This window comes from Pseudomonas sp. GM_Psu_1 (genome assembly GCF_026544185.1).
Classification (GTDB): Bacteria; Pseudomonadota; Gammaproteobacteria; order Pseudomonadales; family Pseudomonadaceae; genus Chryseomonas; species Chryseomonas oryzihabitans.
Map to the genome: position 1 here is coordinate 119247 of NZ_JALNUX010000007.1, position 15119 is coordinate 134365.

13 protein-coding genes and 1 tRNA gene are annotated in these 15119 nt (G+C 65.4%); 7 read left to right on the plus strand and 7 right to left on the minus strand.

The window, feature by feature from the left end:
- Positions 1–11: 11 nt before the first annotated feature.
- Both gltX and uvrB read right to left on the minus strand, forming a co-directional pair.
- The gene (gltX, locus tag OXS31_RS14305) at positions 12–1493 is read right to left on the minus strand and encodes a glutamate--tRNA ligase (RefSeq protein WP_169853529.1); all 1482 of its coding nucleotides are present in this window, start codon (positions 1491–1493) and stop codon (positions 12–14) included.
- A gap of 78 nt (positions 1494–1571) precedes the next feature.
- Entirely contained in the window at positions 1572–3581 is a 2010-nt protein-coding gene (uvrB, locus tag OXS31_RS14310) for an excinuclease ABC subunit UvrB (RefSeq protein ID WP_169853528.1), read from the minus strand.
- A gap of 247 nt (positions 3582–3828) precedes the next feature.
- Here uvrB and OXS31_RS14315 point away from each other — a divergent pair, with 247 nt between their 5' ends.
- Together OXS31_RS14315 and OXS31_RS14320 are read left to right on the plus strand one after the other, a co-directional pair.
- A complete protein-coding gene (locus OXS31_RS14315) occupies positions 3829–5031 on the plus strand; it encodes an amino acid aminotransferase (protein ID WP_044340914.1) in 1203 nt (400 codons plus the stop codon).
- Between the two features lie 82 nt (positions 5032–5113).
- Positions 5114–5189: transfer RNA gene (locus OXS31_RS14320), tRNA-Asn, on the plus strand.
- A gap of 84 nt (positions 5190–5273) precedes the next feature.
- Here the strand turns inward: OXS31_RS14320 and OXS31_RS14325 are convergent.
- Positions 5274–5648 (minus strand): response regulator, encoded by a 375-nt coding sequence (locus tag OXS31_RS14325; protein WP_027597994.1) that lies wholly within the window; start codon positions 5646–5648, stop codon positions 5274–5276.
- A gap of 264 nt (positions 5649–5912) precedes the next feature.
- Here OXS31_RS14325 and OXS31_RS14330 point away from each other — a divergent pair, with 264 nt between their 5' ends.
- The 3 genes from OXS31_RS14330 to OXS31_RS14340 all read left to right on the plus strand — a co-directional run bounded on the left by OXS31_RS14330 (position 5913) and on the right by OXS31_RS14340 (position 7961).
- Positions 5913–6926 (plus strand): histidine kinase dimerization/phosphoacceptor domain -containing protein, encoded by a 1014-nt coding sequence (locus OXS31_RS14330; RefSeq protein ID WP_074584309.1) that lies wholly within the window; start codon positions 5913–5915, stop codon positions 6924–6926.
- 78 nt (positions 6927–7004) lie between these two features.
- Positions 7005–7343 carry a zinc ribbon domain-containing protein YjdM gene (locus OXS31_RS14335; RefSeq protein WP_267399782.1) on the plus strand — a complete coding sequence of 113 codons (339 nt, stop codon included), beginning with the start codon at positions 7005–7007 and terminating at the stop codon, positions 7341–7343.
- Between the two features lie 75 nt (positions 7344–7418).
- A complete protein-coding gene (locus OXS31_RS14340; protein ID WP_267399784.1) occupies positions 7419–7961 on the plus strand; it encodes an invasion associated locus B family protein in 543 nt (180 codons plus the stop codon).
- 90 nt (positions 7962–8051) lie between these two features.
- Here OXS31_RS14340 and OXS31_RS14345 read toward each other — a convergent pair whose 3' ends face one another.
- From OXS31_RS14345 to OXS31_RS14355, 3 genes are all read right to left on the minus strand, one after another.
- Positions 8052–8789: a hypothetical protein gene (locus OXS31_RS14345; RefSeq protein ID WP_027601674.1), complete on the minus strand. Its 738-nt coding sequence runs from the start codon at positions 8787–8789 to the stop codon at positions 8052–8054.
- Between the two features lie 91 nt (positions 8790–8880).
- Positions 8881–10374 (minus strand): CoA-acylating methylmalonate-semialdehyde dehydrogenase, encoded by a 1494-nt coding sequence (locus tag OXS31_RS14350; protein WP_027597998.1) that lies wholly within the window; start codon positions 10372–10374, stop codon positions 8881–8883.
- 56 nt (positions 10375–10430) lie between these two features.
- Positions 10431–11777, minus strand: coding sequence for an aspartate aminotransferase family protein (locus OXS31_RS14355; RefSeq protein WP_267399789.1), 1347 nt, complete (start codon positions 11775–11777; stop codon positions 10431–10433).
- A gap of 480 nt (positions 11778–12257) precedes the next feature.
- Here OXS31_RS14355 and OXS31_RS14360 point away from each other — a divergent pair, with 480 nt between their 5' ends.
- A complete protein-coding gene (locus OXS31_RS14360; RefSeq protein ID WP_115946541.1) occupies positions 12258–13256 on the plus strand; it encodes an acyltransferase in 999 nt (332 codons plus the stop codon).
- 62 nt (positions 13257–13318) lie between these two features.
- Positions 13319–14239 carry a LysR family transcriptional regulator gene (locus OXS31_RS14365; protein WP_027598001.1) on the plus strand — a complete coding sequence of 307 codons (921 nt, stop codon included), beginning with the start codon at positions 13319–13321 and terminating at the stop codon, positions 14237–14239.
- Here OXS31_RS14365 and OXS31_RS14370 read toward each other — a convergent pair.
- Positions 14236–14964, minus strand: coding sequence for an SDR family oxidoreductase (locus OXS31_RS14370; protein WP_267399793.1), 729 nt, complete (start codon positions 14962–14964; stop codon positions 14236–14238). The genes OXS31_RS14365 and OXS31_RS14370 overlap by 4 nt on opposite strands.
- Positions 14965–15119 lie beyond the last annotated feature (155 nt).

Genomic DNA, 15119 nt, shown 5'->3' on the forward strand with positions numbered 1-15119 from the left:
TCGGGCGACTGTCAGCCGAGTTCGGCCAACAGTTTCTCCCACTCCTTGGTTTCCTTCTTGGAGGGCGCGCCCAGCAACTCGACCGCCTGGCGCAGGCGGAAGCGGGTGAGGTCCGGCCCAAGGATCTCCATGGCGTCGAGCACCGAGACCGAACTGGCCTGGCCAGTGATGGCGGCGAACAGCAGCGGCATGACGTCCCGCAGCTTGAGCTGCTGGTGCTCGGCGACCACCTGGATCACCGCGGTGATGCGCTCCTTGTCCCACTGGCGCAGGGCTTCGAGCTTCCACAGCAGCAGCTGCATGACCAGGCGGACCTGGTCGGCGGACAGCTTCTTGTGCTGGAACAGCGCCGGATCCAGATTCAGGGCGCCGCTGAAGAAGAAGCCGGCCAGCGGGGCGATCTGGCTGAAGGTCTCGACCCGCTGTTGCACCAGCGGGGCGATCTTGAGCAGGTACTCGGGATTGAGCGCCCAGTGCTGTACCTCGGCGGCGAAGCGCTCGGGGCTCAGCTCGCGCAGCCACTGGCCGTTGAGCCAGGAGAGCTTCTCGACGTCGAAGATCGGACCGCCGAGGGAGACGCGCTGGAGGTCGAAGTGCTCGACCATCTCGTCCAGGGTGAATTTCTCGCGCTCGTCCGGCATGGACCAGCCCATGCGGCCGAGGTAGTTGAGCATGGCTTCGGGCAGGTAACCCATGCGCTGATAGAAGGTCACCGAGGTGGGATTCTTGCGCTTGGAGAGCTTGCTCTTGTCCGGGTTGCGCAGCAGCGGCATGTAGCACAGCTGCGGCTGCTCCCAGCCGAAGTATTCGTAGAGCTTGATCAGCTTGGGCGCCGAGGGCAGCCACTCTTCGCCACGCAGGACGTGGGTGATGCCCATCAGGTGGTCGTCGACCACGTTGGCGAGGAAGTAGGTGGGCAGGCCGTCGGCCTTCATCAGCACCTGCATGTCCATGCGATCCCAGGGGATCTCGACATCGCCGCGCAGCAGGTCGGGGACGACGCAGACACCCTCCTCCGGCACCTTCATGCGGATCACATAGGGCTGACCAGCGTCCAGGCGCTGCTGCACTTCTTCCGAGGTCAGGCGCAGGCCGCGACCGTCGTAGCGGGGGGTCTCGCCGCGCGCCTGCTGTTCGGCACGCATCTGGTCGAGCTCTTCGGGCGTAGCGAAGCAGTAGAAGGCATGGCCCTTCTCCACCAGCTCCCGGGCGTATTTCCAGTAGATCTCGCCGCGTTCGCTCTGCCGATAGGGACCATGGGGGCCACCGACGTCCGGGCCCTCGTCCCACTCTATGCCCAGCCAGCGCAGGGCGTCGTAGATCTGCTGTTCGGATTCGCGGGTCGAGCGGACCTGGTCGGTATCCTCAATGCGCAGGATGAACTGACCGCCGTGCTGACGGGCGAAGCAGAGGTTGAACAGGGCGATATAGGCGGTACCAACATGCGGGTCGCCAGTGGGCGACGGCGCGATGCGCGTGCGAACGGTGGTCATCGGCTTTCTCGAGAAACGCGAAGGGACAAAGGCGGAATGGTAGCAGCGCCAGCCCTGGCGCTGCCAGTTGGAGCGGGTTCAGACCTGGACCAGGCGCTCGCGCAGGGCCTGGATCTCGTCGCGCAGCTGGGCGGCGGACTCGAACTGCAGGTCGCGCGCCAGTTGCAGCATCTTCTCTTCGAGCTGGCGGATACGCTTGCCGATCTCGCTGGGCGAACGCAGTTCGGCGGCGTATTCGCCCTCGTCCTCGGCCGCCTTGGCCACCCGCCGCTTGCCCTTGGCACCCGGAGCCGCGGCGCCTTCCATGATGTCGCGGATGTCCTTCTTGATGCCCTGGGGCACGATGCCGTGTTCTTCGTTGAAGGCCAGCTGCTTGTTGCGGCGGCGCTCGGTCTCGTCGATGGCACGCTGCATGGAGCCGGTGATGCTGTCGGCGTAGAGGATGGCCTTGCCGTTGAGGTTGCGCGCCGCCCGGCCGATGGTCTGGATCAGCGAGCGTTCGGAACGCAGGAAGCCCTCCTTGTCGGCGTCGAGTACCGCCACCAGGGAGACCTCGGGCATGTCCAGACCTTCGCGCAGGAGGTTGATGCCCACCAGGACGTCGAAGGTGCCCAGGCGCAGGTCGCGGATGATCTCCACCCGCTCCACGGTATCGATGTCCGAGTGCAGATAGCGCACCCGCACATCGTGGTCGGCCAGGTAGTCGGTGAGGTCCTCGGCCATGCGCTTGGTCAGGGTGGTGCAGAGTACCCGTTCCTCCTGGGCCACCCGCAGGCGGATCTCGGAGAGCAGGTCGTCCACCTGGGTGGTGGCCGGGCGGATCTCGATCACCGGATCGACCAGGCCGGTGGGTCGTACCACCTGCTCGACCACGCGCCCGGCGTGCTCTTCCTCATAGGGTCCCGGGGTCGCCGAGACAAAGATGGTCTGGGGCGCGCCGGCTTCCCATTCCTCGAACTTCAGTGGCCGGTTGTCCAGCGCCGAGGGTAGGCGGAAGCCGTATTCCACGAGGGTTTCCTTGCGCGAGCGGTCGCCCTTGAACATGGCGCCGATCTGCGGAACGGTGACGTGGGATTCGTCGATCACCAGCAGGGCGTTGCTCGGCAGGTAGTCGTAGAGGGTGGGTGGCGGCTCGCCCGGACCGCGCCCGGACAGGTAGCGGCTGTAGTTCTCGATGCCGTTGCAGTAGCCCAGTTCGAGGATCATCTCCAGGTCGAAGCGGGTGCGCTGCTCCAGGCGCTGGGCCTCGAGCAGACGATTCTGGCTGCGCAGCCATTCCAGGCGATCGGCCAGTTCCAGCTTGATGTTCTCGATGGCGCCCAGCAGGGTCTCGCGCGGCGTGGCGTAGTGGGTCTTGGGATAGAAGGTGAAGCGCGGCAGCTTGCGGATCACCTCGCCGGTCAGGGGATCGAAGGCCGACAGGCTCTCCACCTCGTCGTCGAACAACTCGACGCGCACGGCTTCCAGGTCGGATTCCGCTGGGAAGATGTCGATGACGTCGCCACGCACCCGGAAGGTGGCACGAGCGAATTCCATGTCGTTGCGGCTGTATTGCAGCTCGGCCAGCCGGCGCAGGATGGTGCGCTGGTCGATGCGATCACCGCGGTCCAGGTGCAGCACCATCTTCAGGTAGGCCTCGGGACTGCCCAGGCCATAGATGGAGGACACCGAGGCGACGATGATGGCGTCCTTGCGCTCCAGCAGCGCCTTGGTGGCGGACAGGCGCATCTGCTCGATGTGGTCGTTGATGGACGAATCCTTCTCGATGAAGGTGTCCGACGAGGGCACATAGGCTTCCGGCTGGTAGTAGTCGTAGTAGGAGACGAAGTACTCCACCGAGTTGTTCGGGAAGAAGGCCTTGAATTCGCCATAGAGCTGGGCGGCCAGGGTCTTGTTAGGCGCCAGCACCATGGTCGGGCGCTGCACCTGGGCGATGACGTTGGCGATGCTGAAGGTCTTGCCCGAGCCGGTCACGCCGAGCAGGGTCTGGTGCGACAGACCTGCCTCCAGGCCTTCCACCATCTGGCGAATGGCTTCGGGCTGGTCGCCGGCCGGGGTGTAGCGGGTGGAGAGCTGGAATGCGGACATGGCTGCCTCAATAGCGCGAAAATGCACGGACGACAGCGCGCCGACCGGGGGCCGGAGCGATGCGGACGAGGAAAGGACTGGAACCACTCAGATGAGGTCGCCAGCGCCCTTTTGCAATCTGCCCGCGTCGCCGCACGTCAGGAAAACTCCGACGGAGGTCGGGTCGCGATGGCGACTGCAGGGGGCTATACTTGCGCTTCCCGAGCGTTCCGCCCTTCCCTTCACCCCTCATTCGAGCCGCTGCCCCATGAGTTTGTTCTCCGCCGTCGAAATGGCACCCCGTGACCCCATCCTTGGCCTGAACGAGGCCTATAACGCCGATGCCCGTCCGCACAAGGTCAATCTGGGCGTGGGGGTCTACTACGACGAGCAGGGCCGCATCCCGCTGCTGCGCGCCGTGGCCGAGGCCGAGAAGCAGCGCGTGGCCGCCCAGGCGCCGCGTGGCTACCTACCCATCGAGGGCATCGCCGCCTATGACCAGGCCGTGCAGCACCTGCTGTTCGGTGCCGAGTCGAGCCTGGTCCGCGACGGCCGCGCCATCACGGTCCAGGCCGTCGGTGGCACCGGCGCGTTGAAGATCGGCGCCGACTTCCTCAAGCGGCTGCTGCCGGATGCCGTGGTCGCCATCAGCGACCCGAGCTGGGAAAACCACCGTGCGCTGTTCGAAAGCGCCGGCTTCCCCGTGCAGAACTATCGTTACTACGACGCGGCCAGCAACGGCCTGAATCGCGAAGGCTTCCTGGCCGATCTCCAGGCCTTGCCGGAGCGCTCGGTGGTGGTGCTGCACGCCTGCTGCCACAACCCCACCGGCGTCGATCTGCAGCCGGCCGACTGGCAGGCGGTGCTGGACGTGGTCAAGGCGCGCAACCTGGTGCCCTTCCTCGACATCGCCTACCAGGGCTTTGGCGACGGCATCGAGGAAGACGCCCAGGCCGTGCGCCTGTTCGCCGACTCCGGCCTGACCTTCCTGGTCTCCAGCTCCTTCTCCAAGTCCTTCTCGCTGTACGGCGAGCGGGTAGGCGCCCTGACCCTGGTCAGCGAGAGCCGCGAGGAAAGCGCCCGGGTGCTGTCCCAGGTCAAGCGCGTGATCCGCACCAACTATTCCAACCCGCCGACCCATGGCGCCACCATCGTCGCCACGGTGCTGAGCAATCCCGAGCTGCGCGCCCTCTGGGAAGCCGAGCTGGGCGAGATGCGCCAGCGCATCCGCAGCATGCGCAACGCCCTGGTGGAAGGCCTGGCCGCCGCTGGCGCCAATCGCGACTTTGCCTTCGTGAACGCCCAGCGCGGCATGTTCTCCTACTCCGGCCTCACCGCTGAGCAGGTCGAGCGGCTGAAGAGCGAATTCGGCATCTATGCGGTCAGCACCGGACGCATCTGCGTGGCAGCGCTGAACGAGCGCAATCTGCCCCCGACCATCCAGGCCATCGCCGCGGTGCTGCAGGGCTAAGGCAGCCGCTTTGGCGGCGCCGTTTTCCGGTGTCGCCGAGGCTTGACTTCCCGTTATCTATCAGTAAGATACGCTCCGTTGTTCCGCGATAGCTCAGTCGGTAGAGCAAATGACTGTTAATCATTGGGTCCCTGGTTCGAGTCCAGGTCGCGGAGCCAAAATCTGAAAAGCCCGTAGCGGGTAACCGCTACGGGCTTTTTTCATGGCTGCGATTCACTCGACGCCACAACGCTGACGACCGCCTAGACGAGATTCACTTGGGCCCCGGGCGTGGGGCAACTGCGGTGCAATGCCTCCAGATCCCAAGGCTTGGGCAAAAAGGTCGCCCGTGCCGCGCGGGCGGGATTGTCGTCGCAATAACCCGAGGTGATGACGATGGGCAGGTTGGCCTGCCGTCCTCGCGCCTGCAGCGCCAAGTCGACGCCGCTCAGGATTCCCGGCATGCGCACATCGGTGAAGAGCAGATCCAGCTGCGGCTGCTCGTCTTGCAGAAAGGCACAGGCGGCGTCGGCGCTGCCGAAGGCATGCACCTGATAACCCCAGCTCTCGAACAATTCCTGCAGCAGATCGAGCAGGACAGGCTCATCTTCGGCGACCAATACGCGCTGGCGATTCATGAGCGGATCCTGTGATGGTTGAGACGCAATCGTTCGACCATAGCGTTTCGTTGCCGTCCTGCCCTGTACGACCAAGGGACAGCCTGTACAAGAAAATGCGCCTTGGGGAGCCTCGTCTCGGCAGTTCCAGCCATGCCGGTGTAAGTCTTGTACAGGAAGCCGCCGTCGGGCTGGGCAGAGCCACCTTTGGGCCTGTCGTACCCCCAAGCGAGACGGCTTTGCGTTAAGCTGGCGCCGCCGCCGTCTACTCCGCAGGTCAGAGCTTTGGATCCGTCGTCTCGTCGTCATTGGATCAGCGATCTCAGCAGCAGGATCCGCGCTCGCCCGGCATTGGCCTACAGCCTCGCGCTGCTGGCGTTCGGCCTGGCCCTGGCGGCACGCTTCGCCCTGGTGGACGTCCTGTTGCAGGGCTTTCCCTACCTGACCTTCTTTCCCGCCGTCATCCTGACCGCCTTCTTCTGCGGCAGCGGCGCCGGTACCCTGTGCGCCGTGCTGTCCGGCCTGGCCGCCTGGTACTTCTTCATCCCGCCGGGCTGGACCTTCGTCGTCGGTCCCCAGGGCGCCCTGGCGCTGGCCTTCTATGTGGTCATCGTCAGCGTCGACATCGTGCTGATCCATTACATGCACACGGCCAGCGCCCGGCTGCGCGCCGAGCAGCAGGTGATCCGCGACCTCTACAACGTCCAGACCACGATGTTCCAGGAGTTGCAGCACAGGGTCGCCAACAACATCCAGTTCATCGCCTCGCTGCTCATGCTGCAGCAACTCAAGTTGCCCGGCGACAGCCAGGCGTCCCAGGCCCTGGAGGAGGCTCGCTCGCGGCTGGAGAGCATTTCGCGTATCCACCGCCGCCTGCACGACCCCGCCGATGCCGATCAGCCGGTGGCCCACCACCTGCAATTGCTGACCAGCGACCTGCTGGCCGCCGCGGGACAGGCCAATGTCTCCTGCGCCATCACCGCCGAACCGCTCAATTTCGACCTGCCCCGCCTGACCACCCTGTCGATGCTGGTGGCCGAGGTGGTGACCAACTCCCTCAAGCACGCCTTCGACTCCAGCCAGCGCGGCCTCATCAGTATCAGCCTGCAGCGCGGCGACGATCAGCAGCTGCTGCTGCGTATCGCCGACAACGGCCGCGGCATGCCGCAGCAGTTCAATCCGCGCACCAGCCAGCGCCTGGGCTTCAAGATCATCAACAGCCTGGCCGAACAACTCGGCGGCGAGGCCCGCTACCGCAACGACAACGGCACCGTGGTCGAGGTACAGCTGGCCGCCTAGGCCCAGGGGGATCGAGTCCACCCGGACGCGCCTAAAACCCTATACAATGCGCGGCTTTTCCAGCCAGGTGCTTCCGTCATGACCGCTTTACCGCCCTGCCCCCGCTGCGCTTCCGAATACACCTACGCCGACGGCGACCTGCTGATCTGCCCGGAATGCGCCCATGAATGGACGCCCGGCGACGCTGGCGCCGCGGACGAGGCCAAGGTGATCTGCGATGCGGTGGGCAATACCCTGCAGGACGGCGATACCGTCAGCGTGATCAAGGACCTCAAGGTCAAGGGCTCGTCGCTGGTGGTCAAGGTCGGCACCAAGGTCAAGAACATCCGCCTGGTCGACGGCGACCACGACATCGATTGCAAGATCGATGGCATAGGTGCGATGAAGCTCAAATCCGAGTTCGTCAAAAAGGTCTGATCGTCGTGCCGGGGTGTTCCCTGGCGGAGCGATGCCCTACCCTTTAGGCTCTTTTTTTCCTGCCAAGGACTCTCCATGTCTCAGTGCTTCCTCCGTCCGGCCCTGTTCCTCGCGCCCCTGCTGCTCGCCGGCCAGGCCTTCGCCCAGTCCGCGCCCAACAACGCCCAGGAACCCCAGCCGTCGGTCACGGAGAAGTATGGCGACTGGCAGGTGATCTGCCGCATCGCCCGCAACGCGGACCGTTCCGTGCAGCTGTGCGCCATCACCCAGCAGAAGGACAGCGCCAAGGGTCAGCGCATGCTGGTCACCGAGCTGCGTCCCAATCGTGAAGGCGTGGACGGCATCCTCGTGCTGCCCTTCGGCGTGGCGGTGACCAAGCCGATCTCGCTGCAGATCGACAAGCGCAGCCTGGAGAATCGGCCCTTCCACACCTGCATCCCCCAGGGCTGCGTGGTGCCGGTGGAATTCGTCGGTGACGTCTTCAAGCAGCTGCAGCGCGGCGGTCGCCTGACCGTGACCACCCCGGTCGCCAATGGCGAGACCGCCAGCGAAAGCCTGTCGCTCAAGGGCTTCTCCAAGGCCTACGACCGCGCCAAGGAACTGACCAAGCCGCTGTAAGGCCCGCTCAGGGCGCTGCCGGCTGCTGCACCGTGCCGCTGGCGGCGGCGCGCTCCACTCTCGACTCTAGGGGACGCCTGGTCGAAGGCGCTACTGCACCGGCAGGAAATTGATGAACAGCAGACTCTGGGCGTAGTTGACGCCGATGCGCCGATAGCGCTCGTCCAGCAACTGGGCGAGCAGGTCCAGGCGGGCGACGATCTTGCCGAATTCGGTGGCGAAGCTGAGGTTGCTGCCCTCCTCCGAGATCTCGTTGGCGAACAGCAGGGGTTCGCCCGCGGCGTTCTTGCGCTGGCCGAGCAGCCAGGTGGCCTTCTCGATGTTGCGCGCGGCGTTGTTGACGAAGCGCGCATCCACCACGTCGGTGATATAGAACTCGGTGCGATTGCCGTGGGCGGCGATGATCATGCTGCCGATGGCATAGATGAAGGCGCCGACGCGATCGCCGCGGTAGTCATCACCCAGCACGTAGCTCAGGGCCGCCACGTCCTTGCGTCCGTCCAGCGCCGGCAGGCTGCGCCGCTGTTCGATGGCCATACGGATTTCGCGCTCGGCACTGGCCGCATCGGGCAGCCCGGTCTTTTTCCATTCGGCCGGATTGCGCAGATAGAGCTTGTTCATCAGCAGATAGAGGCTCTGCAGATTGGCCTGCATGGCGAGGGTGGCCATGCGGTCGGAGCTGGTCTGCAGGAATTCGCTGGGGCGGGTCTTGCCGAATTGCCGGGCGATGTCCTGGGCGGACTGACTGGTGCAACCGGTCAGGCTCGCGAGCAGCAGGCCAATCACACACCCGAGACGGGCGACGGCTGTGAAGGGGGTGGCAGACATGGGGACTTCGGCGGCTGGGGGCAGCCGAAGGGTAAAGCCTTCCCTGGCCGGCCTGCTGTGCGGCAGGCCAAGGAATGGGCTTTTCTAGCGGTCAGCCGTTGCTGGGAAAGGCGAATTGCGAAGCCTCCTGGGCCTCGCGCTGCGGCCAGCGCTGGGTGATGGTCTTGCGCCGGGTGTAGAAGCGCACGCCGTCGGGGCCGTAGGCGTGGAGATCGCCGAACAGCGAGCGTTTCCAGCCGCCGAAGCTGTGATAGGCCACCGGTACCGGCAGGGGTACGTTGATGCCGACCATGCCCACTTCGATCTGATCGGCGAACAGCCGTGCCGCTTCGCCGTCGCGGGTGAAGATGCAGGTGCCGTTGCCGTATTCGTGGGCGTTGATCAGGGCGATGCCCTCTGCAAGGCTCTTGACCCGCACCACGCAGAGCACCGGGCCAAAGATCTCTTCCTTGTAGATGCGCATCTCCGGGGTGACCTGATCGAACAGGCAGCCGCCGAGGAAGAAGCCGTCTTCATGGTCGGCGACCTTGAGGCTGCGGCCGTCCACTACCAGCTTGGCGCCCGCGGCGACGCCGTCGACGACATAGCCGGTGACCTTGTCCAGGTGCGCGCCGGTGACCAGCGGACCCATGTCCAGGCCGCACTGGGTGCCCGGGCCGACCTTGAGCTTTTCGATCTCCGGCACCAGCCGGGCGATCAGGGCATCGGCGACCTGGTCACCGACGCAGACCGCCACCGAGATGGCCATGCAGCGTTCGCCACAGGAACCGTAGGCGGCGCCCATCAGCGCATTGACGGTGTTGCCGAGGTCGGCGTCGGGCATGACCACCGCATGGTTCTTGGCGCCGCCCAGGGCCTGGACGCGCTTGCCCTTGGCGGTACCACGGGCATAGATGTATTCGGCGATGGGGGTGGAGCCGACAAAGCTCAGCGCCTTGACCTCGGGGGCGTCGATCAGGCCGTCCACGGCTTCCTTGTCGCCATGCACCACGTTGAGCACGCCCTTGGGCAGACCGGCTTCCTCGAACAGCTGGGCGATGGCCAGGGTGGAGCTGGGATCGCGCTCGCTGGGCTTCAGGATGAAGGTGTTGCCGCAGGCGATGGCCAGCGGATACATCCACAGCGGCACCATGGCCGGGAAGTTGAAGGGGGTGATGCCGGCCACCACGCCTAGCGGCTGGAAGTCGGACCAGGTGTCGATGCTCGGACCGGCATTGCGGTTGTATTCGCCTTTGAGCAATTCGGGCGCGGCGGTGGCGTATTCGACGTTCTCGATGCCACGGCGCAATTCGCCGGCGGCGTCTTCCAGGGTCTTGCCGTGCTCTTCGCTGATCAGCTGCACCAGGCGCTCTTCGTTGCTTTCCAGCAGTTGCTTGAAGCGGAACAGCACCTGAGCACGCTTGGCCGGCGGGGTGTTGCGCCAGGCCGGAAAGGCGGCCTGGGCGGCATCGATGGCCTGTTGCAGGGTGGCCGCGTCGGCCAGGGGCACTTCGCGGATCACCGCGCCGGTGGAAGGGTTGTAGACCGGTGCGCGGCGGCTGCCGCCGTCGACCAGTTGGCCGCCGATGAGATGCTTGAGGCTCATGAGGGACTCCTTGTACAAGAGGTGGGCGCTCCGCGGCGGGAGCGCCGGAAAGGGGATCAGTCGAGGCGATTGAGGACATCACCGACCGCGGCGAACACCCGATCCAGGTCCTCGATCTTGGCGTTGAAGGTGGGCCCGAATTGCAGGGTGTCGCCGCCGAAGCGGACATAGAAACCGGCCTTCCACAGGTCGATGCCGGCCTCGAACGGGCGGATCACCGCATCGCCATCGCGCGGGGCGAGTTGCAGGGCGCCAGCCAGGCCGCAGTTGCGGATGTCCACCACGTGCTTGGCGCCCTTGAGGCCATGTAGGGAGGCTTCGAACTTGGGCGCCAGCTCGGCGGCCTGTTGCACCAGGTTCTCCCGCTCCATCAGCTCCAGCGCGGCCAGGCCGGCGGCGCAGGCCACCGGATGGGCCGAGTAGGTGTAGCCATGGGGGAATTCCACCATGTGTTCGGGCGTGGCCTGGTTCATGAAGGTGTCGTAGATGGCACTGCTGGCGATCACCGCGCCCAGGGGCACGGCGCCGTTGGTGACCTGCTTGGCCACGTTCATGAGGTCCGGCGTCACGCCGAAGAATTCGGCGCCGGTGTGGCGGCCCATGCGACCAAAGGCGGTGATGACCTCGTCGAAGATCAGCAGGATGTCGTGCTGGGTGCAGATCTCGCGCAGGCGCTGCAGATAGCCCACCGGCGGCACGATCACCCCGGCCGAGCCGGACATGGGCTCGACGATGACGGCGGCGATGTTGGAGGCATCGTGCAGCTCGATAAGCTTGAGCAGCTCGTTGGCCAGCTCCACGCCACCGGTCTCGGCCATGCCCCTGGTGAAGGCCATGCCGGGCTGCAGGGTGTGCGGCAGGTGGTCGACGTCCATGAAGGAGCCATACAGCTTCCGGTTGCCGCCGATGCCACCCAGGCTGGTGCCGGCGATGTTGACGCCGTGATAGCCGCGGGCCCGGCCGATCAGCTTGGTCTTGGCCGGCTGGCCCTTGATGCGCCAGTAGGCCCGCGCCAGCTTGACCGAGGTATCAGCGCTCTCGGAGCCCGAACCGGTAAAGAAGACATGATCGAGACCGGCCGGAGTCAGTTCGGCCATCTTCTCGGCCAGTTGGAAGGACAGCGGATGGCCGTACTGGAAGCCCGGCGAATAGTCGAGGGTGCCCAGCTGCCGTGCCACGGCCTCTTGGATCTCCTTGCGCGAGTGACCGGCGCCACAGGTCCAGAGGCCGGAGAGACTGTCATAGATGCGTCGGCCCTGATCGTCCGTCAGCCAACTGCCCTGGGCGGCCACCACGATGCGCGGATCCTTCTGGAAGGCGCGATTGGCGGTGAAGGGCATCCAGTGGGCGCGCAGATTGAGCTGGGCGGCGACAGGAGGGGAAACGGTCAGCGGCTGGTTCATGACGGGGTCTCGGGCGGTGAAGTCGAGTCTGCAGAGTGCGCCCGGTTTTGCGTGAGTTAAAGGGTTTTTTTCTCACGCTTGGATATCTTGAAACTCACCTTATTGGCGAGAGTGCTCAACCAATCGAGACTTTCTTGCAGGGGAAAACGTCTCTCATTGATCGGATACTGGAATGGATGAAACCCCCTTTCCAGAGGCGATCATCCGTGCCAACTCTGCACCGCCGAAACATCTTGAAACCAAGAAAATTGATTAGTAATCAGTGACTTGCCTGAAACACTTTAAGCTGGCCGCCTGCCACCGTAGTCCCGTGGCGCAGAGGCCCCCTTGCCTCACCTCTTTTCCCGGCGCGTAGTCCTGCCGGGCGCGGTAGCCTGTCCGCCGTCTCTACCGCGCATTCAATCTTCCGCTTTCGCTAACCCGTGCCCCTCTCCCGAGGCAGAGCGCGTGGTTTACCTATTCCCCAAGGAAACCTCTCCCATGCTGATTCAGCTCAACTGGATCCGCGGCCTGGCGGCCGTTCTCATCGTTTTCCACCACATGACCGTGGGCAGCTACCAGACCACCGAACACCAGCAGATCGCCCTGAATCTGCTGTCGCTGGAAACCACCTGCATCTTCGTCACCCTGTCCGGCTTCTTCTTTCGCTACAACCTCGGCAAATACAGCTACCAGGTCTACCTGGGCAAGAAGCTGCAGAACGTCATCCTGCCCTACCTGCTGATCTCGATCCCCGCCGTGCTGCTCTATGTCTCCGGACTCAAGCAGGAACACGAATGGATCGACATGAACGCCTTTCATGACTGGCCGCCCTTCGCCCAGACCGCCCTGCTGCTGGCCACCGGCGCCCACCTCGGTCCGCTGTGGTTCATTCCGGCACTGACCTTGATCTTCCTGCTCGCGCCGGTCCTGGAGTGGATCGTCAAGCGCGGCCTGCTGCCGGCAGCGACCATGATCGGCCTGCTGTATTTCCTGGTATCCGACCGTCCGGCCAACGATGCCGATCCGCTGCTGGCGGCGCTGCATTTCCTGCCAATCTACCTCTGCGGCATGCTGGCCTGCGAACAGCGCGAGCGCCTGCAACGACCCCAGGCGCGCTACTGGCTGCTGGCGGCCCTGGTGCTGCTGAGTGGCGCGGCGGTGCTCGACAGCGCCTTCTACGGCCTGCAGAAACTGGTGCTGTGCCTGCTGCTGTTCGCCGTCTTCAGCCAGCGGGTCAAGACGCCGGAACGTGCCGACAGCCGCCTGACCAGGGGCATGGCCCTGCTCGGCGCCTACAGCTTCGCCATCTACTTCCTGCACGGCTACCTGGCTGGCGCCTACCGGGTGTTGGGGCGCCTGCTGGGTGAGCAGAATTTCGCCCAGTACCTGGGGACCCGCCTGTGCCTGACGCTGATCACCCTGCTCTGCTGCATCGCCGCGGTCTGGGTGGTCAAGCAGGTCACCCAGCAGCGCAGCCGGGTGCTGATCGGCGCCTGAAGCCGGTCGCTGGCGCCGCTCCCGACGGCGCCTTATGCTGTCCCGCATTTGCGGTGGCAGCCATGAAGACGACGCGCAAGGCCCTGCTCGCCCAGGTCGGCGATTTCGAGATCCGCCTGCTGCGACTGTTCAAGACCGTGGTGGAATGCGGCAGCTTCACCGCCGCCGAAGGCCGGCTGGGCATCACCCGCTCGGCCATCAGCCTGCACATGAACGATCTGGAAAAACGCCTGGGCATGCGCCTCTGCCAGCGCGGGCGCGCCGGTTTCTCCCTGACCGACGAAGGCCGCGAGGTGCTCAAGGCGAGCCAGTCGCTGTTCGCCGCCCTGGAAGGCTTTCGCAGCGAGGTCAACCAGTTGCACCAGCACCTGCGCGGCGAGCTGAACCTGGGCATCATCAACAACCTGGTGACCCAGCCGCGCATGCGCATCACCCATGCCCTGGCCGCGCTCAAGCGCGCCGCGCCGGGGGTGGTAGTCAACATAGGCATGACCCTGCCCGGCGAAATCGAGACCGGCGTGCTCGACGGCCACCTGCACCTGGGCGTGCTGCCGCTGATCAACGCCCTGGCCGGGCTGGACTACCTGCCGCTCTACGAAGAGCGCGCCCTGCTCTATTGCAGCCGGGCCCATCCACTGTTCGCGGTGGCCGATGCGGCGCTGGACGAGAGCGTCCTGGCCGCCCAGGACGCGGTCGGCCCCAATCATCTGCTCAACCAGGACGGCCACGAGCGCCATGCCGCGCTGAATTGCACGGCGCGGGCCTCGGATCGCGAAGGCGTGGCCTTCCTTATCCTCACCGGCTGCTACATCGGCTACCTGCCCGACCACGTGGCCCAGCCCTGGGTGGTGCAAGGACAACTGCGCGCCCTCAATCCCGAACGCTTCCATTTCGACACCACCCTGGCCGCCGTCACCCGCAAGGGTCGGCGACCGAATCTGGTGCTGGAGCGCTTTCTCGAAGCCCTGGCCGAAACGGTCTAGTTGGCGCTGCGGGTCGGACGGACGACGATCTCGTTGACGTCCACGTCGTCCGGCTGCTCGATGGCGTAGCGCACCGCGCGGCCGATGGCATCGGGTTGCAGGGCGATGGCGCGGTAGCTGTCCATCATCGCCCGGGCGGCGGGATCGGTGATGGTGGAGGCCAGCTCGCTTTCCACCACGCCCGGATGGATGCAGGTGACCCGCAGATCTTCACGTTCCTGGCGCAGGCCTTCGGAGATCGCCCGCACCGCATGCTTGGTGGCGCAATAGACCGCCGCCGTGGGCACCACCGACAGGGCGCCGATGGAGCCCAGGTTGATGATGTGTCCGGCGCCGCGGGCGGTGAATTCCGGCAGCACCGCGGCGATGCCGTTGAGCACGCCCTTGATGTTGACGTCGACCATCTGCATCCACTCTGCGGTCTTGAGCGAGGCCAGGGGCGACAGCGGCATGATGCCGGCGTTGCTGACGATGACGTCCACCCGGCCCCAGCGTTCGCGCGCCGCTTGGGCGAAGGCGGCCACGTCGGCGCTGTCGGTGACGTCCAGTCGGCGGCAGGCGGCCTCGCCGCCCGCAGCGTTGATCTCGGCCGCCAGGGCTTCCAGCCGCTCACTGCGGCGGGCACCGAGCAGGAGCTTGCAGCCGGCCGCGCCCAGTTCGCGCGCGATGCCCGCACCTATGCCACTGGAAGCGCCGGTGATGAGTACGACCTTGTCGATAGCCATGGAGTGTTCCTCTCGAAATGGGATGGTTTGCCCGGACGATCTGCTCGTCGGCTGCCTGCCCTGTCGGCACGGCGCCCTTACAGGCTTGCCACCACCTTAGCGAGGGGTCATTGTCGTGATAACTCCCCCTTCCCTGACTGCCATGGTTAGCTGGA

Coding starts and splice junctions, on each gene's coding strand:
- gltX (WP_169853529.1), bottom strand. CDS start 1,493: ATGACCACCGTTCGCACGCGCATCGCGCCGTCGCCCACTGGCGACCCG.
- uvrB (WP_169853528.1), bottom strand. CDS start 3,581: ATGTCCGCATTCCAGCTCTCCACCCGCTACACCCCGGCCGGCGACCAG.
- OXS31_RS14315 (WP_044340914.1), top strand. CDS start 3,829: ATGAGTTTGTTCTCCGCCGTCGAAATGGCACCCCGTGACCCCATCCTT.
- OXS31_RS14325 (WP_027597994.1), bottom strand. CDS start 5,648: ATGAATCGCCAGCGCGTATTGGTCGCCGAAGATGAGCCTGTCCTGCTC.
- OXS31_RS14335 (WP_267399782.1), top strand. CDS start 7,005: ATGACCGCTTTACCGCCCTGCCCCCGCTGCGCTTCCGAATACACCTAC.
- OXS31_RS14340 (WP_267399784.1), top strand. CDS start 7,419: ATGTCTCAGTGCTTCCTCCGTCCGGCCCTGTTCCTCGCGCCCCTGCTG.
- OXS31_RS14345 (WP_027601674.1), bottom strand. CDS start 8,789: ATGTCTGCCACCCCCTTCACAGCCGTCGCCCGTCTCGGGTGTGTGATT.
- OXS31_RS14350 (WP_027597998.1), bottom strand. CDS start 10,374: ATGAGCCTCAAGCATCTCATCGGCGGCCAACTGGTCGACGGCGGCAGC.
- OXS31_RS14355 (WP_267399789.1), bottom strand. CDS start 11,777: ATGAACCAGCCGCTGACCGTTTCCCCTCCTGTCGCCGCCCAGCTCAAT.
- OXS31_RS14360 (WP_115946541.1), top strand. CDS start 12,258: ATGCTGATTCAGCTCAACTGGATCCGCGGCCTGGCGGCCGTTCTCATC.
- OXS31_RS14365 (WP_027598001.1), top strand. CDS start 13,319: ATGAAGACGACGCGCAAGGCCCTGCTCGCCCAGGTCGGCGATTTCGAG.
- OXS31_RS14370 (WP_267399793.1), bottom strand. CDS start 14,964: ATGGCTATCGACAAGGTCGTACTCATCACCGGCGCTTCCAGTGGCATA.